The 21,617-nt window shown below is 42.1% G+C and carries 24 protein-coding genes; 17 read left to right on the plus strand and 7 right to left on the minus strand.

What is annotated here, in order from left to right; all coding sequences use genetic code 11:
* Positions 1-17: 17 nt before the first annotated feature.
* Positions 18-1,706 (minus strand): arginine--tRNA ligase, encoded by a 1,689-nt coding sequence (gene argS, locus FKX92_RS05400; RefSeq protein ID WP_149565746.1) that lies wholly within the window; start codon positions 1,704-1,706, stop codon positions 18-20.
* Between the two features lie 300 nt (positions 1,707-2,006).
* On the opposite strand from argS, the gene argR reads away from it, so the two are divergent.
* Positions 2,007-2,444, plus strand: coding sequence for an arginine repressor (gene argR / locus FKX92_RS05405; protein ID WP_002894105.1), 438 nt, complete (start codon positions 2,007-2,009; stop codon positions 2,442-2,444).
* Positions 2,445-2,522: 78 nt separating this feature from the next.
* Positions 2,523-5,072, plus strand: coding sequence for a DNA mismatch repair protein MutS (gene mutS / locus FKX92_RS05410; RefSeq protein WP_149565747.1), 2,550 nt, complete (start codon positions 2,523-2,525; stop codon positions 5,070-5,072).
* 48 nt (positions 5,073-5,120) lie between these two features.
* On the opposite strand, the gene FKX92_RS05415 is transcribed toward mutS, so the two are convergent.
* Together FKX92_RS05415 and FKX92_RS05420 are read right to left on the minus strand one after the other, a co-directional pair.
* Positions 5,121-5,591, minus strand: coding sequence for a DUF3021 family protein (locus tag FKX92_RS05415; protein ID WP_002908482.1), 471 nt, complete (start codon positions 5,589-5,591; stop codon positions 5,121-5,123).
* Complete coding sequence (locus tag FKX92_RS05420) at positions 5,588-6,028, minus strand: LytTR family DNA-binding domain-containing protein (protein ID WP_002922700.1); 441 nt, start codon at positions 6,026-6,028, stop codon at positions 5,588-5,590. The genes FKX92_RS05415 and FKX92_RS05420 overlap by 4 nt, the downstream gene beginning before the upstream one ends.
* A gap of 184 nt (positions 6,029-6,212) precedes the next feature.
* Here FKX92_RS05420 and mutL point away from each other — a divergent pair, with 184 nt between their 5' ends.
* Positions 6,213-8,156 (plus strand): DNA mismatch repair endonuclease MutL, encoded by a 1,944-nt coding sequence (mutL, locus tag FKX92_RS05425; RefSeq protein ID WP_149565748.1) that lies wholly within the window; start codon positions 6,213-6,215, stop codon positions 8,154-8,156.
* 35 nt (positions 8,157-8,191) lie between these two features.
* Here the strand turns inward: mutL and FKX92_RS05430 are convergent, their stop codons facing one another.
* Both FKX92_RS05430 and FKX92_RS05435 read right to left on the minus strand, forming a co-directional pair.
* Entirely contained in the window at positions 8,192-8,713 is a 522-nt protein-coding gene (locus FKX92_RS05430; protein WP_168956407.1) for an RDD family protein, read from the minus strand.
* Entirely contained in the window at positions 8,697-9,200 is a 504-nt protein-coding gene (locus FKX92_RS05435) for a helix-turn-helix domain-containing protein (RefSeq protein WP_004185136.1), read from the minus strand. The genes FKX92_RS05430 and FKX92_RS05435 overlap by 17 nt, the downstream gene beginning before the upstream one ends.
* A gap of 167 nt (positions 9,201-9,367) precedes the next feature.
* On the opposite strand from FKX92_RS05435, the gene ruvA reads away from it, so the two are divergent.
* Complete coding sequence (gene ruvA / locus FKX92_RS05440) at positions 9,368-9,958, plus strand: Holliday junction branch migration protein RuvA (protein WP_009660167.1); 591 nt, start codon at positions 9,368-9,370, stop codon at positions 9,956-9,958.
* 9 nt (positions 9,959-9,967) lie between these two features.
* On the plus strand, positions 9,968-10,540 hold the full coding sequence (locus tag FKX92_RS05445) for a DNA-3-methyladenine glycosylase I (RefSeq protein WP_111675155.1): 573 nt from the start codon (positions 9,968-9,970) through the stop codon (positions 10,538-10,540).
* Positions 10,541-10,549: 9 nt separating this feature from the next.
* Here the strand turns inward: FKX92_RS05445 and FKX92_RS05450 are convergent, their stop codons facing one another.
* Entirely contained in the window at positions 10,550-11,398 is an 849-nt protein-coding gene (locus tag FKX92_RS05450; protein WP_149565749.1) for a helix-turn-helix domain-containing protein, read from the minus strand.
* A gap of 217 nt (positions 11,399-11,615) precedes the next feature.
* On the opposite strand from FKX92_RS05450, the gene FKX92_RS12190 reads away from it, so the two are divergent.
* The 5 genes from FKX92_RS12190 (at position 11,616) to FKX92_RS05475 (ending at position 15,454) form a co-directional block, all read left to right on the plus strand.
* Entirely contained in the window at positions 11,616-11,843 is a 228-nt protein-coding gene (locus FKX92_RS12190; RefSeq protein WP_392392044.1) for a hypothetical protein, read from the plus strand.
* 67 nt (positions 11,844-11,910) lie between these two features.
* Positions 11,911-13,893, plus strand: coding sequence for an ABC transporter permease (locus tag FKX92_RS05460; protein WP_149565750.1), 1,983 nt, complete (start codon positions 11,911-11,913; stop codon positions 13,891-13,893).
* Complete coding sequence (locus FKX92_RS05465) at positions 13,893-14,516, plus strand: ATP-binding cassette domain-containing protein (RefSeq protein ID WP_002894088.1); 624 nt, start codon at positions 13,893-13,895, stop codon at positions 14,514-14,516. The genes FKX92_RS05460 and FKX92_RS05465 overlap by 1 nt, the downstream gene beginning before the upstream one ends.
* Positions 14,513-15,004: a hypothetical protein gene (locus tag FKX92_RS05470; RefSeq protein WP_002894087.1), complete on the plus strand. Its 492-nt coding sequence runs from the start codon at positions 14,513-14,515 to the stop codon at positions 15,002-15,004. Before FKX92_RS05465 ends, FKX92_RS05470 begins: the two co-directional genes overlap by 4 nt.
* Before the next feature lie 168 nt (positions 15,005-15,172).
* On the plus strand, positions 15,173-15,454 hold the full coding sequence (locus FKX92_RS05475) for a hypothetical protein (protein WP_149565751.1): 282 nt from the start codon (positions 15,173-15,175) through the stop codon (positions 15,452-15,454).
* A gap of 305 nt (positions 15,455-15,759) precedes the next feature.
* On the opposite strand, the gene FKX92_RS05480 is transcribed toward FKX92_RS05475, so the two are convergent.
* Entirely contained in the window at positions 15,760-16,170 is a 411-nt protein-coding gene (locus tag FKX92_RS05480) for a helix-turn-helix domain-containing protein (protein ID WP_149565752.1), read from the minus strand.
* Positions 16,171-16,440: 270 nt separating this feature from the next.
* On the opposite strand from FKX92_RS05480, the gene FKX92_RS05490 reads away from it, so the two are divergent.
* The 7 genes from FKX92_RS05490 to ruvX all read left to right on the plus strand — a co-directional run bounded on the left by FKX92_RS05490 (position 16,441) and on the right by ruvX (position 21,612).
* Positions 16,441-17,697: a competence/damage-inducible protein A gene (locus FKX92_RS05490; RefSeq protein WP_149565753.1), complete on the plus strand. Its 1,257-nt coding sequence runs from the start codon at positions 16,441-16,443 to the stop codon at positions 17,695-17,697.
* A gap of 58 nt (positions 17,698-17,755) precedes the next feature.
* Positions 17,756-18,904 carry a recombinase RecA gene (gene recA / locus FKX92_RS05495; RefSeq protein WP_149565754.1) on the plus strand — a complete coding sequence of 383 codons (1,149 nt, stop codon included), beginning with the start codon at positions 17,756-17,758 and terminating at the stop codon, positions 18,902-18,904.
* 85 nt (positions 18,905-18,989) lie between these two features.
* Complete coding sequence (spx, locus tag FKX92_RS05500) at positions 18,990-19,388, plus strand: transcriptional regulator Spx (RefSeq protein WP_002894078.1); 399 nt, start codon at positions 18,990-18,992, stop codon at positions 19,386-19,388.
* A 140-nt stretch (positions 19,389-19,528) separates the two neighbouring features.
* On the plus strand, positions 19,529-20,101 hold the full coding sequence (locus tag FKX92_RS05505) for an SP0191 family lipoprotein (protein ID WP_149565755.1): 573 nt from the start codon (positions 19,529-19,531) through the stop codon (positions 20,099-20,101).
* Between the two features lie 105 nt (positions 20,102-20,206).
* A complete protein-coding gene (locus FKX92_RS05510; RefSeq protein ID WP_149565756.1) occupies positions 20,207-20,749 on the plus strand; it encodes a hypothetical protein in 543 nt (180 codons plus the stop codon).
* A gap of 177 nt (positions 20,750-20,926) precedes the next feature.
* The gene (locus FKX92_RS05515; protein WP_002894075.1) at positions 20,927-21,193 is read left to right on the plus strand and encodes an IreB family regulatory phosphoprotein; all 267 of its coding nucleotides are present in this window, start codon (positions 20,927-20,929) and stop codon (positions 21,191-21,193) included.
* Positions 21,193-21,612 carry a Holliday junction resolvase RuvX gene (gene ruvX / locus FKX92_RS05520; protein WP_149565757.1) on the plus strand — a complete coding sequence of 140 codons (420 nt, stop codon included), beginning with the start codon at positions 21,193-21,195 and terminating at the stop codon, positions 21,610-21,612. The genes FKX92_RS05515 and ruvX overlap by 1 nt, the downstream gene beginning before the upstream one ends.
* Positions 21,613-21,617 lie beyond the last annotated feature (5 nt).

Raw genomic sequence — 21,617 nt, forward strand, 5'->3', positions numbered from 1 at the left:
GATGTTCTAAATCAAGCTTACATCTTTTCTGGTGCTTCTACTCCCAGCAGGCGCAAAGCTTCTTTGAGGACAACAGCTGTTGAGTAGCTGAGAGCCAGACGGCTGTCGCGCTCAGGGCTTTCATCCAGAATCCGAGTGTGCGCATAGTATTTGTTAAAGGCTTGAGCCAGACTGATAGCGTATTTGGCAATCAAAGATGGCTCATAGTTGTCAGCAGCACGCTTGACAACACGGCCGAAGTCTTGGAGCAACTTGATAATTTCCCAGCTTTCTGGATCATTCAGGCTGTACGTAGCCTCTGCATCTGGCTGGAAGTTAGCCTTGCGCAGGATAGACTGGATACGAGCATAAGCATACTGGATGTAAGGACCTGTTTCTCCCTCGAAAGAAACCATAGCTTCCAGATCAAAGTCGTAACCATTGCGGCGGTCAGTTTTGAGGTCGTAGAACTTAACTGCTCCGACCCCAACTGCGCGAGCAACAGCGTCCTTATTTTCCAAATCTGGGTTTTTAGCTTCAATCTGGCTCTTAGCCCGGCTGATAGCTTCCAGCAGAGTTGGTTCGAGGAGGATGATGTTTCCTTTACGTGTAGACAGTTTTTGACGGTTCTTAGTCACCAGCCCGAAGTCAACGTGAATCATGTCATCGCTCCAGTCAAAGCCCATCTTTTTCAGAACGGCCTTGAGCTGTCTGAAGTGGTTGGCCTGCTCTTGACCTACAACATAGACATTTTTGACAAAGTTGTAAGTGCGAGCCCGGTAGATAGCTGTTGCGATATCACGTGTGATGTAGAGGGTAGCACCGTCTGATTTTTTAATCATAGCAGGCGGAAGGTTAAAGTCTTCCAAGTCTACAATGCTAGCTCCTTTTGACTCCTGTAAAAGCCCTTTTTCTTCGAGGATTTGAATCCCTTCGTCCATCTTATCGTTGTAGAAGGCTTCACCGTTTAAGCTGTCAAATTCGACACCTAGGAGTTCGTAGATACGGTTGAATTCTGTCAGACTTTCGTCGCGGAACCATTGCCAGAGCTCAGTTGCTTCTGGGTCGCCATCTTCCAACTTCTTGAACCAAAGGCGGCCTTCTTCATCCAGAGATGGGTCATTTTCAATCTCGGCATTGATACGCACGTAGAGTTTGAGAAGCTCGTCAATAGGGTTAGCTTCAACAGCTTCCTGACTTCCCCACTTCTTATAAGCTACCATCAAGAGACCAAACTGTTTGCCCCAGTCTCCCAAGTGGTTGATTTTGATGGTATTGTAGCCAATCTTGCGGAAGATGTTGGAAAGAGCATCACCGATAACAGTAGAGCGCAAGTGGCCGACTGAGAAAGGCTTGGCAATGTTTGGACTGGACAGGTCGATGGTGATATTTTCCCCATTTCCTTCATTCTGTTGGCCGTAGTCAGCTCCGTCTTTGATGATTTCTTTGATAACTTGGCCAGAAATTTCAGCCTTGCTGAGGAAAAAGTTGACATAAGGGCCAGTCGCAACGACTTTATCAAAATGCGCTGTATCAATCTTTTCAGCGATGTCAGCAGCGATGATTTGAGGAGCTTTGCGCTCAGTCTTTGCCAGAGAAAAGGCTGGGAAGGCGATATCGCCAAGTTCAGAGCTCTTTGGCTGCTCCAATAAATTTAAAATAGCGTCTTGATCAAGGCTGGCAATAACCTTGGCCAATTCGCCGGCAATCAACTGTTTGTTATCCATATTTGCTCCTTTGTGTCTTTTGTTATTATTTTATCACATTTTTCAAGGAATCTTCAATTTTTTTGGGAATAATTTTTGGGCTAATAGGAATTTTTCTGATATAATAAGAGGGATAAGAACCTGTATTTATAGATGAACTTTTCATCTAAATGCTTCCTTACCTGTCACTCTTCGTTAAAGTTTTTTGTTTATTCTCAGTATTCCTGCAAATCTTTGCCTAGATTGATGGAGAAGCAGCCTTTGATCGGATGAAGTGCCCTTCATGAATGCAGCTTCTAAATATTCAATAATGAGGTAAAAATGAGAAAGAATGACCGTCATCAGTTAGTCAAAACGATGATTAAGGAGGAAAAGCTAGGAACGCAAAAGGAGATTCAGGATCGTCTGGAAGCGCAAGGCATTTATGTGACGCAGACTACGCTGTCGCGTGACCTTCGTGAAATTGGTCTGACCAAGGTTAAGAAGAAGGGCCTGACTTATTACGTTTTGGCGCATGAGACTGAAGAGATTGATTTTATAGAATTTTTAGCCAAGCATGTGGAGAGTGTGGCCAGAGCAGAGTTTAGTCTGGTTCTTCGCACTGGCCTAGGAGAGGCCACAGTGCTGGCCAATGTCGTGGATAACTCGTTCGATAGCCGTATTCTGGGAACCGTTGCGGGTGCCAATACTCTTTTAGTGGTTTGCCGGGATCAGGCAGCTGCTCAGGAGATTGAAGAGCAAATACAGGAAGTGATGTAAGAGTCACAGTTTTTTCAGGAAAAATGGAGAGGTTTGAGACGGATGTCCTGACCTCGTTTGTTTTTAGAAAGGATAGAGATGGCAGTAGAAAAGTTATCGCCAGGCATGCAGCAGTATTTGGATATCAAAAAGGACTATCCAGATGCTTTCTTGCTCTTTCGGATGGGGGATTTCTATGAGTTGTTTTATGATGATGCGGTCAATGCCGCCCAGATTTTAGAGATTTCTCTCACTAGCCGAAATAAAAATGCAGAAAATCCCATTCCCATGGCCGGAGTTCCTTATCATTCGGCACAGCAGTATATTGATGTTTTGGTCGAGTCAGGCTATAAGGTAGCGATTGCGGAGCAGATGGAAGATCCCAAGGAAGCCAAGGGAGTTGTTAAGCGGGAGGTTGTTCAGGTTATCACTCCGGGGACGGTGGTGGACTCCAGTAAGCCGGACTCTGCGAATAACTTTCTGGTGGCTCTGGATTACTCAGATGGCCTCTATGGTCTGGCTTATATGGATTTGGTGACCGGTGAGTTTCAGGTGACCAGTCTAGAGGACTTTGCCTTGGTCTGCGGGGAAATTCGCAATTTGAAGGCTAGGGAAGTGGTGCTGGGCTATGCCTTGCCAGAAGCTGAGGAGCAGGTCTTGGCTGGGCAGATGAACCTTTTACTGTCCTATGTACAGACGGCCTTGGACGATGTCCAGCTGCTGGGCGAGGAGTTGTCTCCGATGGAACGTCAGGCAGCGGGGAAATTGCTTGAGTATGTGCACCGGACCCAGATGAGGGAGCTCAGCCATTTGAAGAAGGCTCAGCATTATGAAATCAAGGACTTTCTGCAAATGGACTATGCCACCAAGGCAAGTCTGGATTTGACAGAAAATGCTCGTTCGGGCAAGAAGCACGGCAGTCTTTATTGGCTGATGGACGAGACTAAGACGGCCATGGGGGGCCGCATGCTGCGCTCTTGGATCCAGCGGCCGCTGATTGATGAAGCGCGAATTAGCCAGCGGCAGAATGTCGTCGAGGTTTTTCTGGATCATTTCTTTGAGCGGAGTGATTTGACGGAGAGCCTCAAGGGAGTCTATGATATCGAGCGGCTGGCTAGTCGGGTGTCTTTTGGCAAGACCAATCCCAAGGATCTGCTGCAGTTGGCAGCAACATTGGGCAATGTGCCTCAGATTAAGGCTATATTGCAAGGAATCGGTAGCCCGCATCTAGCTCGTTTGATTGAGGGCTTGGATCCTATTCCAGAGTTGGCAGGCTTGATTAGCTCAGCTATTTCGCCGGATGCGCCCCATATCATCACTGAGGGCAATATTATTAGGACCGGTTTTGATGAGACCTTGGATCAGTATCGGCTTGTGCTGAGGGATGGGACCGGATGGATTGCGGAGCTGGAAGTCAAAGAACGTGCTAATAGCGGCATCAGCAATCTGAAGATTGATTACAACAAAAAAGATGGTTACTATTTCCACGTGACCAATTCCCAGCTGGCTCATGTGCCTAGTCATTTCTTCCGCAAGGCGACCCTGAAAAATTCGGAGCGTTTCGGAACGGAGGAGCTGGCCCGGATTGAGGGAGAGATGTTGGAGGCGCGTGAAAAATCTGCTAATTTGGAATACGAGATTTTCATGCGGATTCGCGAGGAAGCTGGCAAATACATCCAGCGCTTGCAGGCCTTGGCACAAACGCTGGCAGCTGTAGATGTCCTGCAGAGCTTTGCTGCGGTAGCAGAGCAACTACATTTGGTGCGCCCCGTCTTTACTGCAGAGCGCTGTCTGCAGATTGAAAAAGGCCGGCATGCCGTTGTGGAAAAGGTCATGGGAGCCCAAAGCTACATTCCAAATAGTATTCTGCTGGACCAGGAAACGGACATCCAGCTGATTACCGGGCCGAATATGAGCGGGAAATCGACTTATATGCGTCAGCTGGCTATCATCGTCATTATGGCACAGATGGGCTCTTATGTGCCCGCTCAGTCTGCCAGTCTGCCAATATTTGATGCGATTTTCACTCGCATCGGCGCAGCGGATGATCTGGTATCTGGCCAGTCCACCTTTATGGTGGAGATGATGGAGGCCAATCGGGCCATTCGACAGGCCAGCGAGCGTTCGCTCATTCTCTTTGATGAGCTGGGCCGTGGGACGGCGACTTACGATGGGATGGCGCTGGCTCAGGCTATTATTGAGCATATTCATCATTATACTGGAGCCAAGACCCTCTTTGCCACCCACTATCATGAGCTGACAGCTTTGGAGAATAGCTTGGAGCATTTGGAAAATGTCCATGTGGCAACCTTGGAGAAGGACGGGCAGGTGACTTTCCTGCATAAGATTGAGCCGGGTCCGGCTGACAAGTCCTACGGGATCCATGTGGCTAAAATTGCCGGACTTCCTGAGAAATTACTGGAGCGGGCGGATAGCATTTTGAGTCATTTGGAGAGTCAGGATACAGGACTAGGCTCAGAGCTTCCTACTGCATCCAGACCGAAGCAGTCGCAAGTGGCGGAGCAGATGTCTCTTTTTGCAGAAGGAACGGAAAATCCAGTCCTGACTGAACTACGAGACTTGGACATCTACAATATGACTCCCCTGGAAGTCATGGCAGCAGTGGCCGAGCTCAAGAAGAAGTTGTAAAAACAAAGAACAGACTTGTTAATGCCTCAAGTCTGTTCTTTTTGTTTCTCACGATTTTCTAGACAAACCGCTATTGATTTTTTGAATGTTGCGGTAAGTGCGGTAGTAGATGGCACCTGAAATGATTAGATAGATGAGGGTGAATTCCCCGACGGCAGTCAGTGTCAGGCTGAGTATTTTTTCTCTTGGAAAAAATCCAGCTAGATTAGCCAAAAGTGCAAAGGTCAGAATCATCACGCCAAAGTGGCTAACGACGGAGCGCAGGATGCTCCAGTCTCTTTGGAAGAAGCTTCCACTCCATCTGAAAATAGCTCCCATGATAAACCAGATAAGCATGCAGTAGAGCATGATAAGGGAAACATGGACATGCTGGCTCAAAAAGAAGTGGCCGATAGGAGAGCGAGGATGAAGCGGTAGATAAGCTGGATTGTAAAAATAAGAAACAATCATGGAGAAGAAGAGACCGATGAAAATCCCTCCAATCCCTCCGAAAAAGAGTTCTTTAAGACGAGTTTTCATAATTGCAACCTTTCTTTAATGGATTTGAGATAACGGCGGGACGAGTATGTCTGATCACCGTTTTTCAGAAATATTTGAATCAGGCCATTTGGAGTCAGCTTGAGGTGGCTGATTTGTCGGCTGTTGATAATTTCCGACTGAGAAATCTGCAGAAAATAGTCCGGAAGGATCTGCAGCAACTGATAAAGAGCTTGTTGAGCTCGATAGCCGTCTTTTGCTGTTCGGACCTGAATATAACGATTTTCTGTATAGACTCGGTGGATTTCCTTAGCGTCCAGCAGATAGATGTTGTCTTCTTTCTTGACATGAATCTTGTCTTCTTTGCCTAGATGTTGAGCAAAGTGGACCAATTCCTGAATGCTTTCAGTCATGAGACGAGCTTCAATGCTGACGGAGTCTTCGGCGACTTGAGAATCGATTCTTAGCTTAACTTTCATAACTTCCTCCTTTCACCTTTATTAAACCGCAACTTGGCAGCGAAAACAAGCCCTTTTGTCTATGTGGCAGCTATTTGTGTCTATCTGGTTTGTCTTGTGAGCAGAGTGGTTGAGAAAAGGCTGCCTTCTGATAGAAAGAGCCCAATGTGTTATAATAGATAGCAGAACAAATACGGAGAAAAAGATGTCAAAAATTATCGAACTTCCAGAAATTCTAGCCAATCAGATTGCGGCCGGTGAAGTCATTGAGCGGCCTAGCAGCGTGGTCAAGGAGCTAGTGGAAAATTCAATTGATGCGGGTGCCAGCCAGATTACCATCGAAATCGAAGAAGCGGGACTCAAGAGCATTCAGGTGACGGATAATGGCGAGGGTATAGACCACGAAGATGTTCCTCTGGCCCTTCGCCGCCATGCTACCAGTAAAATCAAGAAGCAGGCGGATCTCTTTCGGATTCGGACATTGGGTTTCCGTGGTGAGGCCATTCCTTCCATTGCTTCTGTCTCGCGTTTTACTATTGAGACAGCGACGGAAGCCGGCCAGCACGGGACTCTGCTGGTTGCCCAGGGTGGCGAGATCGAAGAGCATGAGCCTACCAGCAGTCCGGTAGGAACGAAAATCAAGATAGAAGATCTCTTCTTTAATACTCCAGCCCGGCTCAAGTATATGAAGAGCCAGCAGGCAGAGCTTTCCCATATCGTTGATGTGATTAATCGGCTTAGTCTGGCCCATCCGGAAGTGGCTTTCACCCTTATCAGTGACGGCCGCGAAATGACACGGACTGCCGGCAGTGGTAATCTGCGTCAGGCTATTGCAGGAATCTATGGTCTGGCAACAGCCAAGAAAATGGTGGAAATCTCTGCTTCAGATTTGGACTTTGAGGTGAGCGGCTATGTCAGTCTGCCTGAGTTGACTCGTGCGAACCGCAATTATATTACGATCCTCATCAATGGCCGCTACATTAAGAATTTCCTGCTTAATCGTGCTATTTTAGACGGCTACGGTAGCAAGCTGATGGTAGGCCGCTTTCCACTAGCGGTCATCAATATTCAGATTGACCCCTATCTGGCCGATGTCAATGTCCATCCGACCAAGCAAGAGGTGCGGATTTCTAAAGAGCGGGAACTCATGGCCTTGATTTCGCAAGCCATTGCGACCAGTCTCAAGGAGCAAGACCTTATCCCGGATGCTTTGGAAAATCTAGCCAAATCAACTGTTAAGCGTGCGACTAAGCCCGAACAGACTAGTCTTCCGCTGAAAGAAAATCGCCTCTACTACGATAAAGAGCAGAATGACTTCTTCCTCAAGCCACAGGTGGCAGAGCAGCAGTTATCCTTCGAAGAGTCAGCAAAGCCTTTTCAGGCAAATACTGACGAAAAAGCAGAACCGCAACCGACTTCGGTCAAATTTGCAGAGAGAAGGCCAGTTAGCTATGACCAACTAGACCATCCAGAGCTAGACCAAGCCAGTCTGGAGCGGGCTGTGGATAAGTTGGAACAGGAAGAGAAATCAAGTTTCCCAGAGTTAGAATATTTTGGCCAGATGCATGGTACCTATCTCTTTGCTCAGGGCAAGGGCGGTCTTTACATTATTGACCAGCATGCTGCCCAAGAGCGGGTCAAGTATGAGTATTATCGAGAGAAGATTGGGGATGTGGACAATAGCCAGCAGCAGCTCTTAGTGCCCTATATTTTTGAATTTCCAGCAGACGATATGCTGCGAATCAAGCAGCGGATGGAGCTGTTAGAAGATGCTGGCATCTTTTTAGAAGAGTACGGAGCCAATCAGTTTATCCTCCGTGAGCATCCCATTTGGTTCAAGGAAGAGGAGATTGAAGCAGGTATCTATGAGATGTGTGATATGCTTCTCCTGACCAAGGAAGTTTCCATCAAGAAATATCGAGCAGAGCTGGCCATTATGATGAGCTGCAAACGCTCCATCAAGGCCAATCACAGTCTGGATGACTACTCTGCGCGTGACTTGTTCTTTCAGCTATCCCAGTGTGACAATCCTTACAACTGCCCACACGGCCGGCCGGTCTTGGTCAACTTTACCAAGTCGGATATGGAAAAAATGTTCCGCCGCATTCAGGAAAATCATACTAGCCTGCGGGAGTTAGGGAAATACTAAACTTTATAGAAGATAAAGCAGCCCTAGTCATAGAACTAGAGCTGTTTTTGATGTTTGACCTGAACTTGTGTTCTAGCAAGCAAATCAGCTGGATGGCGTTTGTCCTTGCGAAGCAGTCCCATCAGCAGAAAGATCAAGAAGAGAATCCCTGCTGAAGTTGACAAGAAAATTGACAGGGCATCTGCTTGATAAGCACTACGGATAGCTCCCATATGTCCCAGCTGCCAAGGGAAAAATTTGATAGCAGAGCGCAAAAGGCTGTGGGAAAGGCTCCTATGTTTGTAAACCAACTGTAAACCTGCCCAACGCTTGCCAAGACTTCCTTTTCGATAGTCTAGCCAAGCAAAGATGATAGTTAGAGGCAGGACGGAGCTAGAAAAAGCCAGAAGTTGGCTCTGAGCTTCAGTGAATGAAGGAATGCCTCCTAGAACCAGATTGTAAAAGCCCATAGCTAGTAAAAAAAGAGAAATGAGATAGAATGAGATGAAGAGCCAGTCTCCAAGCAGCTCTTTCAGACGAGTTTTGACAGGTATGGGATTGTCAGTTTTTAGTTTCATCTTGAGCACCTTCTTTCTCAGAATCATCAAGGCCTATAACCTTGTCCAGATACTTTTTCTTAATCTTTAGTGCCTTGTTAATAGCCATTGCTGATGCGATTAAGAGGAAGAAAGTCAACCAGACCAGGGCAGTGAATGTTGCTGGAAAGCTGGAACCTGCGAAGAAGAGAAAAATAGCCAGAGCTGATATAAAAATATACAGAACCTGCCAGAAACCATAAGATTTCACTTCCTTATAGTAGCGATCTTTTTCGTCTTCTGAGAGGACAGGTTTTATTTCTGGTTTGTCACTTTCTTCTAAAAGCAGATAATCTGTCGTCACCTGGAAAATCTTGCTCAGCTCTACAATTTTTTCCAGCTCTGGCAGTGCTTGGCCAGATTCCCACTTGGAAATGCTTTGGCGAGAGACATTGATTTGTTCTGCCAGCTTTTCTTGTGACCAGCCTTTTTCTTTTCTTAGTTCAAATAATTTATCAGCGAGTTTCATCATCACAGCCTCCTTTTTTTCTATCTCTATCCTAACAGCTTTTATTTATCTTGAGAATACAGCTTCCTGTACATTTTGTCAACCGCTGGTTGCACTTCTATTTGCAGTTTCCAGACAGAAAATATGATATACTAGATAGGCAAAATGATACAAAAAGAAGGAAGATTATGTACGAATATTTTAAAGGAATCATCAGTAAAATTACAGCCAAGTACATCGTATTGGAAGTCAACTCTATCGGCTATATTCTTCATGTGGCCAACCCCTATGCATACTCAGGGCGTCTTCATCAGGAAGCTAAGGTCTATGTGCACCAGGTGGTGAGGGAAGACGCGGAGCTCCTGTACGGTTTTGCGACTGAGGAGGAGAAGCAACTCTTTCTCAGCTTGATTTCAGTCTCAGGTATCGGCCCAGTGTCTGCCCTGGCAATTATTGCGGCGGATGATAATGCTGGCTTAGTGCAAGCCATTGAGCAGAAAAATATCACCTACCTGACCAAGTTTCCTAAAATTGGCAAGAAAACAGCCCAGCAGATGGTGCTGGACTTGGAAGGCAAGGTAGTGGCGGCGGATGGTCTGGCAGAAAGCAAGGCACCTGTCCAGACTGTGGATAATCAGGAGCTGGAAGAAGCCATGGAAGCCATGCTGGCTCTGGGCTACAAAGCTGCTGAGCTCAAGAAAATCAAGAAATTCTTTGAAGGAACGACGGATACAGCAGAAAACTATATCAAGTCAGCCCTTAAGATGTTGGTGAAATAGGAGAAAGTTATGACCAAACGATGCGGCTGGGTAAAAATGAACAACTCCTTGTATGTAGCCTATCATGATGAGGAGTGGGGCAAACCCCTCCATGATAATCAGAAATTATTTGAATTGCTCTGCATGGAGACCTATCAGGCTGGACTTTCTTGGGAGACCATTCTGAATAAACGTCAGGCTTTTCGGGAAGCTTTTCATTTCTATGATGCCCAGAAAATTGCTCAGATGACAGATGCAGATCTGGATGGTTTGTTGGATAATCCCGACATCATCCGTAACAAGATGAAGATTTATGCAACTAGGGCTAATGCCCAAGCTTTTTTGGCTGTTCAAAAGCAGTTTGGCTCTTTTAATGACTTTGTCTGGTCCTTTGTAGATTTCAAAACGATTGACAATCAAATTACGAACTACAAGGAAGCGCCAGCTAAGACAGAGCTGTCAGAAAGCATGTCCAAGGCGCTGAAAAAGCAGGGCTTCAAATTTGTCGGTCCCGTTTGTGTCTATTCATTCCTAGAAGCCGCTGGCCTTATCAATGATCATGAAAATGATTGTGACTTTAATCCACATAGAAATACCGTTTGAGAAAGATTCTCAACGGTATTTTTCAATTTCTTCTTTTAGAGATTTTACTAGCTCTTTTTCATCGGTAAGTTGTAGTAGAGCAATCCCTTTTTTTATTAATTCGTTATCATTTTTGCAAATTCCAAGTCGAATCTGTGAAAGCCCGAGGGAATCATAACGTTTTTCTTTTTTTGACAAATCGTAAATGTACTTAGTAATGTCAGCGCATTCTCTCTTTAATCCATTATAAAGATAGATAGTAGAAAGGTTGACTAAGAGTCCGATATGTAGATTATTCCCATAGCGAAATGATTGGTATTTTTTTATGCTATTTAAAATCTTTTGGGTAAATTGTTTGATATTTTCTAAAGGGAAGAAATAAAGGATAGTAGAAAGAAGTCGAAAGTCACTTTCATACCAAGTATCCTGTTTCTCTAAATACGCCCAAATTTTATTGGTAGTAGCATTAATTTCTTTTGTCTCAGAAATGCCATTTTGTCTCAGATGAATAGTAATATTGATGCTATCTAAAGCATGTTTAATCGGAATATCGGAATGTTTATATAGATATGCCTCGCATTCTCTCTTCAATTGTAACAAACCTTTCGTCCCTACAATAGACTCACCTTGGTTATAAAGAGAATTTAAAATTTTCTGCCGTTGACTAGGTTGATAATAATCACAAATGTATTTAAATTCTTCTAGTGTCATATCTATCTGGCGAAGTAAAAAAATCATGGTATCGAACTTTGGCACGACTTGCCCGCTTTCAATTCGTGCCAAAGTTGAGCGAGCTAAAAAATCTCCACAAATTTCTTCTTGAGTCAACCTTTTTGATTTCCTAATTTCTTTATAGATTTTTCCATAATCCCAGCGCATAAGAACTCCTTTTTAAAATGTTACTAAAAGCTACATTTTGAAAAAATATTTTAAAATAGTATATCATGAAATAAAAAGGAGGGCAAAAATGAAGAAAGTGAAATACAATTCTATTTTATTGGCAATGACGCTAATAATGCTTGTAAATGCACTCCCATGGTGGTGGCCGTGGAGTTAAGGTGGATAGGATAGAAGGGGAGTGAGTTCAATGTTCTAAATATTTCAAATTATTGATGAATGGAATTATGGTGTGAATGATAACTATAGTTATTCTAATTACTATGTTAAATCTCCGAATAATATTGGTTCAAAATCTTCGATAACTAATCTTTGGGGAACTGTTAAGTCATCTGATTCTCAAAAATATGGATGGGCAATGTCAAGTTCAACAAAAAGTTGGAATGATGTTCGATTAAATGCACATTGGAACTACTTTAAATTTTAACAATAGTTTATGAAAGTTGGAAGACCCAATAATATTATCGGGTCTTTTATAATATAGGTAGGAGCTTATGAAATTAAAATTAGGTGTTATAGGACTCTTTTTTTGCTTAATTGCTGCCATTGGTCTGGTTAGTATTAGTGATACTCAAAAACCAATACCTTTACCAATTGATGGTGCCTTCTCCATTCAAGGGAAAAGCAATCTTTCTAATGAAGAAGTGTATCAAATGATTAGTGGCCTATCAGAAGAGAAAAAAGTTAAAATATACAAGCCGGTGGTTCAGAATTCAGGACAGTTGACTTATATAAATCTTGATGATGCCAGCCATGAACAATTAAAGTCTATACCGATAACAGGGATGTACTATACTCTAGGGGAAATAGATTCAAATGGTTTAAAAAAACTTACGTCTACAGGTCTGCAAGTAGTATATATGGCTTACCCTTGGTATATGGGAGGAATGATACAATTTACTGGCTCTTTAAGATTTTTGTTAATGATTTCAATTTACTTAACCTTATTAGTTGTTTTATTTGTTGTTAGAGCGAGACAGATTAAAGAAGGAGTGATACGACGTTCTTTAGGATTGCCTGTATATAACCTAAAAAAGGATTATTTAATTTCTGTTACTTTTGAGCTGATTATAGTTGCTTTATTGATGGTTTTCTATGGCTCTTTTCTGGGGAGTGGTCTCTTCACCTATAGTTCCAAGTTATTCTTCTCTCTACTTCTAACCAATTTTATAATTTTTCAAATTATTGATGCTATCACCTTTGTTCTATTTTGGTTGACTATCAAGGTTGAAAAACCTATTGAAATTATAAAAAATAAGGCCAAAAACAGCCTCATTTTTATCGTATGGCTTGCGGTTATTTCTAGCATAATAGTTGTTTCAGGAGTCTTTTTACGGGAAACAAAGGCTAGTCAATCAAAGATAAATATACAGATAAAGCATTTAGAACCATGGAGTGCAGTAAAAGATTGGAAAAGACTAGAGTTTTTGGGTATTGAAAATGAATCTGTTACTAATGGAGAAGAAGCAAATGACTCAGGAGCTAAGTATATAGAGATTGCTAAAGCCTTAAAAAAACTGGATTTTATATATATCAAATCATCTTCAGCCTATGTTCCAGATTTTATGAAAACTTCTCATGTTACAGAAGATTTTTCTAAGCAATTAAAAAGTGATGGGATAACGAATCCAGAGGTTAATAAAGAGCTGGTTTATATCAATCAAACAGGTGCTAAGGTACAAAATAAAGTTAATGGAACAAACTATCGTATTTTAGATAATAAAATAGCAACCATCTATATTCCTAATAAATTTAAAGAGAATAAGGCATCAATCGAGAATACGGTTGTAGCAGAACAATTTACTGGTACAAACTATACAAAAGATGATCTTACGGTGCAAGTCATTCCTGATGGGCAAGAATTTTTCTATTTCAATGAAAATGGCAGTAGTGTCCCTGAAAATAAAGATAATCTACCTTTGGAAAGTGTGACAAATAGTAAGAGTAATATAGTGGTTGTATTAGATACTGATAAAATGGTAGAAACTAACGATTTTATTTTGGCAAGCAATATCATATATAACTCACTTTTTAGTCCAGAAGCAATTAAGGACATCAACGATTTGAGTGCTAGTTTGAATTTTTCAATCAATCCAGTCGAGGTTTACCAAACTGTGAAACTTAATATTCAATCTTTAGAGCACCAAATTCTCCTTTCAAAAATACTGCAAATAATTATTTGTGGAATTGTATTTCTACTCATTTATCAATATGCTCAAATGTTTGTTGCCTTAAAACAGAATGACTATGTCAAAAAAATCATTTTAGGCCTATCGAAAACAGGTATGGCCATTTCAAGTCTAAAATATTTTATGATAACGATTATAATGGTTATCTTATTGACATTTATCATGACAGGACAAATAGAGTTATTGTATATTGGTCTTGCTTCTTTAACGGTTTTAATGATGTCAATAATAATAAGTTTCAGAAAATTATCTGATAGATACACTCAAATTCTAAAAGGGGATGACTAATGACAATTGAAATTGTGAATGTTACAAAAAAATATGGCTCAAAAGAAATATTTACAGATTTAAATTTAACCTTTGAAGCTGGGAAAAGCTACGCCTTGATTGGCGGTTCGGGTTCAGGTAAAAGTACCTTGCTAAACATTATAGGAAGGCTAGAAAAAATTGACAGTGGAAAAGTTTTAGTTGATAAACAGGATATTTGGAAAACCAAAGAAAGAACCTATTTTAAAAATACTATTGGGTATGTATTCCAAAATTATTCTTTGATAGAAAACAAAACAGTATATGATAATTTAAAACTCCTCAATAAAGACAAAAAGATTATATCTGAGATACTTGAAAAAGTAGGCCTTTCTACGGACTATTTAAAACATAAAATATATGAATTGTCTGGGGGACAAGCTCAGCGTGTAGCTATTGCAAGAATGTTAATGAAACCGCGTAAAATTATTTTAGCGGATGAACCTACAGGAGCCTTGGATAGTGAGATTGGGAATGAAATCATCAACTTATTATTGAGTGAAGCAGCCAAGAATAATTATGTTATTATAGCAACGCATGATCCAGCTGTATATAGTAAAGTTGATGTTATCATTGATATAAAAGATATAGGAAGTCAGGCATGAAAAAGAAAATTTATATTAGTTTGCTACTAGTCATTGGAATACTCGCAATCGTCTTAATTGGCAAACAAGTGATTAAAAAAGAAAATTCCAATAAACCTTCGGTGGATTTAACAGTCTATACAATCTCTTCGAATGATACCGAAAGATGGGATAAGGTAAGGCAAGTAGAAACAGAAGATGCTGTCTATCTAATATCTGTCAAAGAAGTAGCATCTTCAGAAGAAGTGTTTTCAAATATTATTGCAGATGGCACTGCTATGGGGTTTGGGGTTAGTGAAGAAGAAGTTAAACAATTTAACAATAATTTAGGAACTACTGTAGTAGATGCTAAAAATAATAAATTGATTGGGATAGAATTCTTCACTTTTTCTGATGATGGCAAGGGATTTTCAGTAGCGAATTTTGATTACGGCAAAAAAGAGTTTAATAATCAAAAAAAAGAAAAGAAAGAGTTCTATAAAAAACTATACGAAGCGTTTAAAAAATAATTTATGATGACACGACAAACGCATAAAGACAAAAGTTCCAATAAATTTTTGAAATACAAATGATTGCTTTATCGGATTTTTTCATACTAATCAGGAAGATATTTGATACAAATTTAGTAAAAAGGAGTCGGATATGTTAAAGGGTTACCAGCGGAGTTAGAAACTGAAATGCAGCAGCTTGGAGTTAGTTATTCAGGTGCGGATCTTCCTTGGTATCTAGTACCTGTTAATTTTCTTTTTATGAATTTACGTTCTCTGGCAATTTGGACTCTATTCTTCGTTTTTGCAGTCCTCTTTTTTGCAGTCAAGATGCTTTATATCAAAAAAGCCATGGTTCAGCGTAGTCTAGGGCTCTTTGATCGGGACTTTAAGCGTTCTCTTTGGTTGGATGCGACCATTCTCTTAGGTGCAGGAATCTTTTCTTGGTTTATGGCAAGGAAGTTTGTCTAATGTCTATGTAAAAACATTCAGCATTCTATCATGTTTAATTTTTTTGGTAAGTATCTGAACAAGGTGATTGCAGTTTTACTTTCCTCTTTTTCTTTGCGACTTTACATTTTAGAGATCTCTTTTTAACAGAATTGAGTCAAACAATTTGCCGATTTTCTAGTGAAATTTTCTTTGCTATCTTATATGTAAAAAGCGAACGCAATCTTTGCTTGCCTGCTCTCTTTCATATGTCTCATAATAGGGTGACTCTGTTTCTTATTTCATAGAAAAAATTCCTTGGTTTTCTAACATCCAAGGAATTTTGTTTAGTTATCCTTCTGCATCCAAATCTTTTCCTTGATAAAGATGCGCAGCTCGAAGAAAAGCATAAAGAGAGTGGAAATGAGGAAGCCAGCCATAAAGATATGGTGTAAATAGGCAAAGATGGCAATTTCAACCAAAGCGGAGAAGAGGTAGAAAATGACCAAATAGTGCCATTTCTTGGCCTTGCTGTCTTCGATGACCTTTTTCTCCAAGCGCTCATCCTCCTTGATGAGTGTGTCCAGACTGATATCAAATTCCCGACTGATAGCGATGAGATTTCCAATATCAGGGATACCTTTTTCGCTTTCCCAGCGGGCAATGGCAGAGCGGGAAACCTTGAGCCTTTCTGCCAAAGCCTCCTGAGTGAGTTGATTTTGTTGACGAATGTCTTTGAGCACTTGTGAAATTTTCATGATGATCTCCTTTCTTCAAATAAAAATATTTAGATGATTTCCTTTTTTCATCTTTATTATAAAAATAATGAAACCATTTGCCAATAGCATTTCCCTAACAATCTAGTTATTCTGCATAACACCAGCCCTTTTTAAAAGTTTTCCACAGCATGTTGACAAGTTTGTCAAGTAGCTTGACAACTCTATTTATTTCCTGAAATGAAAATCAACTTTTTTTAGATTTTTTGTGATAAAATAAAGCCAATTCCGAATAGTAAGGTAGGAGGTTCTATGAAAGCAGAAATTATTGCTGTGGGCACCGAGATTCTGACGGGTCAGATTGTCAATACCAATGCCCAATTTTTATCTGAAAAACTGGCGAGTCTGGGAATCGATGTCTATTTTCAGACAGCAGTGGGAGACAATGAAAACCGTCTCCTCTCTGTTTTGGAAATTGCTCAAGGACGTAGTAATCTGATTATCCTGACAGGTGGCTTGGGGCCAACAGAGGATGATTTGACCAAACAGACCTTGGCTAAGTTCTTAGGACGTGAGCTCAATTTTGACTCACAGGCTGTGGAAAAGCTAGATCGCTTTTTTGCTGGCCGACCAGATTACGCTCGAACACCCAATAATGAGCGTCAAGCTCAGCTGGTCGAAGGCTCAACTCCGTTACCAAATGCGACCGGCTTAGCTGTCGGAGGCTTGTTAGAAGCAGACGGAGTGACCTATGTAGTCTTGCCTGGCCCGCCTAGCGAGCTTAAACCTATGGTCAATAATGAGCTGGTTCCCCTCTTATCCACAGGTCAGAAATTGTACTCACGGGTGCTGCGTTTCTTTGGTATCGGCGAGAGTCAGCTAGTGACTATTTTGTCAGAGATGATTGAGCAGCAGAGTGACCCCACCATTGCTCCTTATGCAAAGACAGGGGAAGTTACTTTGCGATTGTCCACCAAGGCCTTGAGTCAGGCAGAAGCGGATGCTAAGTTCGAGGCTGTGGAAAAGGAAATTTTGGAACATAAGACTTTTGAGGGACAGCCCTTGTCAGAGATTTTCTATGGTTACGGGGATGACAATTCCTTGGCACAGGTGGCTTTTGAGTTGCTGAAGAGTCAAGGGAAGACGATTTCGGCGGCGGAGAGTCTGACAGCTGGCCTCTTTCAAGCGACCTTGGCTGATTTTGCTGGAGCCTCTTCCATTTTTTCAGGTGGCTTTGTCACCTACAGCATGGAGGAAAAGAGCCGGATGCTGGATATTCCGTTGGGAGACTTGGAGAAGCATGGAGTTGTTTCAGCTTTTACGGCTGGGAAAATGGCAGAGCAGGCTAGAAAGCTGACCGAAAGTGACCTAGCTGTCAGTCTGACAGGTGTTGCTGGACCAGATTCACTGGAAGACCATCCAGCAGGGACTGTTTTTATCGGTTTAGCTAGTGCTTCAGGAACGGAAACTATTAAGGTCAATATTGCTGGACGCAGTCGGCGTGATGTGCGGAAAATTGCTGTTCTGCACGCCTTCAACCTAGTACGAAAAACTTTATTAAATAGCTGATTTTTGGTATAATGACAAAGATGGCCAAAAGACATTTTAGAAAAAACAGGAGAAATAAATGGCAAAGAAACAAAAAAAATTAGACGAAATCTCAAAGAAATTCGGCGATGAGCGCCAAAAAGCCTTGGATAATGCTCTTAAAAATATTGAAAAGGACTTCGGTAAGGGAGCCATTATGCGTCTTGGCGAGCGGGCAGAGCAAAAGGTACAAGTTATGAGTTCAGGCTCTTTGGCCTTGGATATTGCCCTTGGTGCTGGTGGTTACCCTAAGGGACGGATTATTGAGATTTACGGACCAGAGTCTTCTGGTAAGACAACCGTTGCTCTTCACGCAGTTGCTCAAGCGCAAAAAGAAGGTGGTATCGCAGCCTTTATCGATGCTGAGCATGCTTTAGACCCGTCATACGCGGCTGCTCTGGGTGTTAATATTGATGAGTTACTGCTGTCTCAACCGGATTCTGGAGAGCAAGGACTGGAAATTGCCGGCAAGCTGATTGACTCAGGTGCGGTGGACTTGGTGGTTGTGGACTCCGTTGCAGCCCTAGTACCACGTGCGGAAATCGATGGCGATATTGGTGACAGCCATGTCGGCTTGCAGGCTCGGATGATGAGCCAGGCTATGCGCAAGCTGTCTGCTTCTATCAACAAAACGAAGACGATTGCGATTTTCATTAACCAGCTGCGCGAAAAAGTTGGCGTAATGTTTGGTAATCCTGAAACAACACCAGGTGGCCGTGCACTGAAGTTCTATGCTTCTGTCCGTCTGGATGTCCGTGGTAATACTCAAATCAAGGGAACTGGCGATGAAAAGGATACCAATGTTGGTAAAGAAACCAAGATCAAGGTCGTTAAAAATAAAGTAGCTCCGCCATTCAAAGAAGCCTTCGTGGAAATCATGTATGGAGAAGGTATTTCTAAGACAGGTGAGTTGATTAAGATTGCGACTGATTTGGATATCATCAAAAAAGCTGGTGCTTGGTACTCCTACAATGATGAAAAAATCGGCCAAGGTTCTGAAAATGCTAAGAAGTACTTGGCTGATCATCCAGAAGTCTTTGACGAAATTGACCGCCAGGTTCGTGTACGCTATGGTTTGATTGAAGGCGATGACTTGGCAGAAGCGGTTGGCAACAAGGCTGACAGTCCTGTGGAAACGCTGGAAGAAGTGACTCTGGATTTGGACGATGCCATCGAAATTGAAGAGTAATTTTACAAAATAGGTCGCAAGACCGATGGTTTTTGTGATATAATAGACTACGATATTAGTATCGTGTAGCGAAAGGAGTACTTACATGATCACAATCTATACTGTCTCAAGTTGTACTAGTTGTAAAAAAGCAAAAACCTGGCTAAACGCTCATCAATTAACTTATAAAGAACAAAATTTAGGCAAAGAAGGCATCACCAAAGAAGAACTTCTGGATATTTTAACCAAAACAGAAAATGGTATCGCGAGCATTGTTTCATCAAAGAACCGCTATGCTAAAGGCTTGGGTGTTGACATTGAGGAATTAAGTGTCAACGAAGTTCTTGACATCATCATGGAGACCCCACGTATTTTGAAAAGTCCCATTTTAGTGGATGATAAACGTCTCCAAGTTGGTTACAAAGAAGATGATATCCGTGCTTTTCTGCCTCGTTCTGTTCGCAATGTTGAAAATGCAGAAGCTCGTCTGCGGGCAGCTCTCTAATCTTTGAATATAACTGAAAGAGTCGGGAAGAGAATTTCGGCTCTTCTTTTTGTTCGGGTTGATAGAGGGGAGGGCTTTGGCGACTGGATGGATTGACAAGGAGCAGAACTGTGATACAATATCTCTGAGGAGGATGGAAGATGAAGAAAATTTTATTAGGACTGGGATTGAGTGTGGCGTTGTTAGCAGGCTGTGGACATAAAAAGATAGAGACGAATTCGAATGCGGCTGACAAGAAAGAAATCAGCAATAATCTGCCTATCATTGATAATGCCAAGCAGCAGGAAGTGATTACTCGGACACTTGTTTTTCCAAAGGATGAACGAGGAAACCAGCAGAGCCAGACAGTGACTTATCAGGGAGAGCATTTTAAACGCTTGGTTATTGAAAGGCTGACTGCGACTGATGATGAGATGAAAGAAGCCATCAAGCAGATGGGGCTGGAGGAAGCGCAGAAGTCTCTCAATGAGTCACTGGAGCAGGATGCAGACTATGTGCAGGCTCGAGGACTTCAAGGCTTTAGCGGTTCAGTGACAATTTTGAATGAGAACGAGCTGAAAATGACTTCTAGCTATGATTTTGAGAGTCTGGATATCGAAAAAGCAGCGGCTATGCCTTATTTTCAAAATCTCAAGCTCAAAGAAATGATTAAGCTGACGCCAGAAGAATATATCAACAATCTCCTGATGAATGGAGCAGAAGAGCAGAAATAAGCTGCTCTTTTTTATTACATTTTAATGACAGAGTGACAATCAGTTTGACAGCGCCGTTTTTATAATGATATGATAAAATCAGCTCAATATTGAAGGAGATAAGACATGAGAAAATTAATTGTCTTTTTGCTGGCAGCTTTGGCAATTTTAACAGCTTGCAGTCAGCAGTCAAATAACAGTTCACCCTCACAGGAAGGAGCTGGAAAAGGAGATATTGTCACTAAGTCCTATAAAACTGAGAAGCAATTAGAACATGGAAAAGAAACCAGAATCTTAACAGTAAGCTACACCGGACAGAAGTATGATAAGGTTATCCTGCATGTCAGCAAGGCTATTCCTGACAACATTAAAGAAGCTCTGTCAAAACAGGATGTTTCCACTGTGAAGAAGGAAATGCTGTCTTTGATCGAGGAAGCACTGGGTCTGAAAGAGGCGGTGAATATCACCGGTCTTGACTTGAAAACAGATATGACAGCGGAAGAGATTTCTCTGGAGATGACTATCGATCCTGAGAACCTAGACTACGAAGCAGCTAAAAAGCTTCCAAATTACGCGCAGCTGTTTGAGCAGATTGAGACCCTGAGTCCGGAAGAATTGCTGAACAAGTTTAAGGGAAGCGACGGCGTGGAAGTGCCCGCTTCAAATTAGGAAGTTTTCATCCAGTTCTCTAAAGAGAGCTGGATTTTTGCTGGATTTTAGAGCCAGGCTTCGGATAAATATTAGCTAAAGTTTATTGAAAAATTAGGGAAATTCAGGTGAATTAAATTTGTGATAAGCCTATAATTATGCTATAATAGGGATATTCTAAAGAAAGAGGGTGTAATTGTGGGATTTACAGATGAAACAGTACGTTTTAATCTCGATGATTCAAATAAAAAGGAAATTAGCGAGACTTTGACCGATGTCTACAAGTCGCTCAATGAAAAAGGATACAATCCAATCAATCAAATCGTGGGATACGTACTCAGTGGCGATCCTGCGTACGTACCTCGCTATAACAATGCCCGCAATCAAATCCGCAAATACGAGCGCGATGAGATTGTTGAGGAGTTGGTTCGTTATTATTTGAAAGGACAAGGCGTCGATCTCTAATGAGAATTATGGGATTAGATGTGGGCTCGAAAACGGTTGGGGTTGCCATTAGTGATCCTCTTGGTTTTACGGCTCAAGGACTGGAGATTATTCCGATTCATGAAGATAAGGGCGAATTCGGCCTAGAGCGTTTGGACGAGCTGGTGAAAGAGTATAAGGTTGATAAGTTTGTTATTGGCCTGCCTAAGAACATGAACAATACCAGCGGACCTCGGGTGGAGGCCAGTCAGGCTTATGGTCAGAGGATTGCTGAGCTTTTTGGTCTACCGGTTGACTACCAGGATGAGCGCCTGACGACGGTGGCTGCTGAGCGCATGCTGGTGGAGCAGGCAGACATTAGCCGCAGCAAGCGCAAGAAAGTCATTGATAAGCTGGCCGCGCAGCTGATTTTGCAGAATTATCTGGATCGAAATTTTTAGAAAAG

The sequence above is a fragment of the Streptococcus sanguinis genome (assembly GCF_008329445.1).
Classification (GTDB): Bacteria; Bacillota; Bacilli; order Lactobacillales; family Streptococcaceae; genus Streptococcus; species Streptococcus sanguinis_O.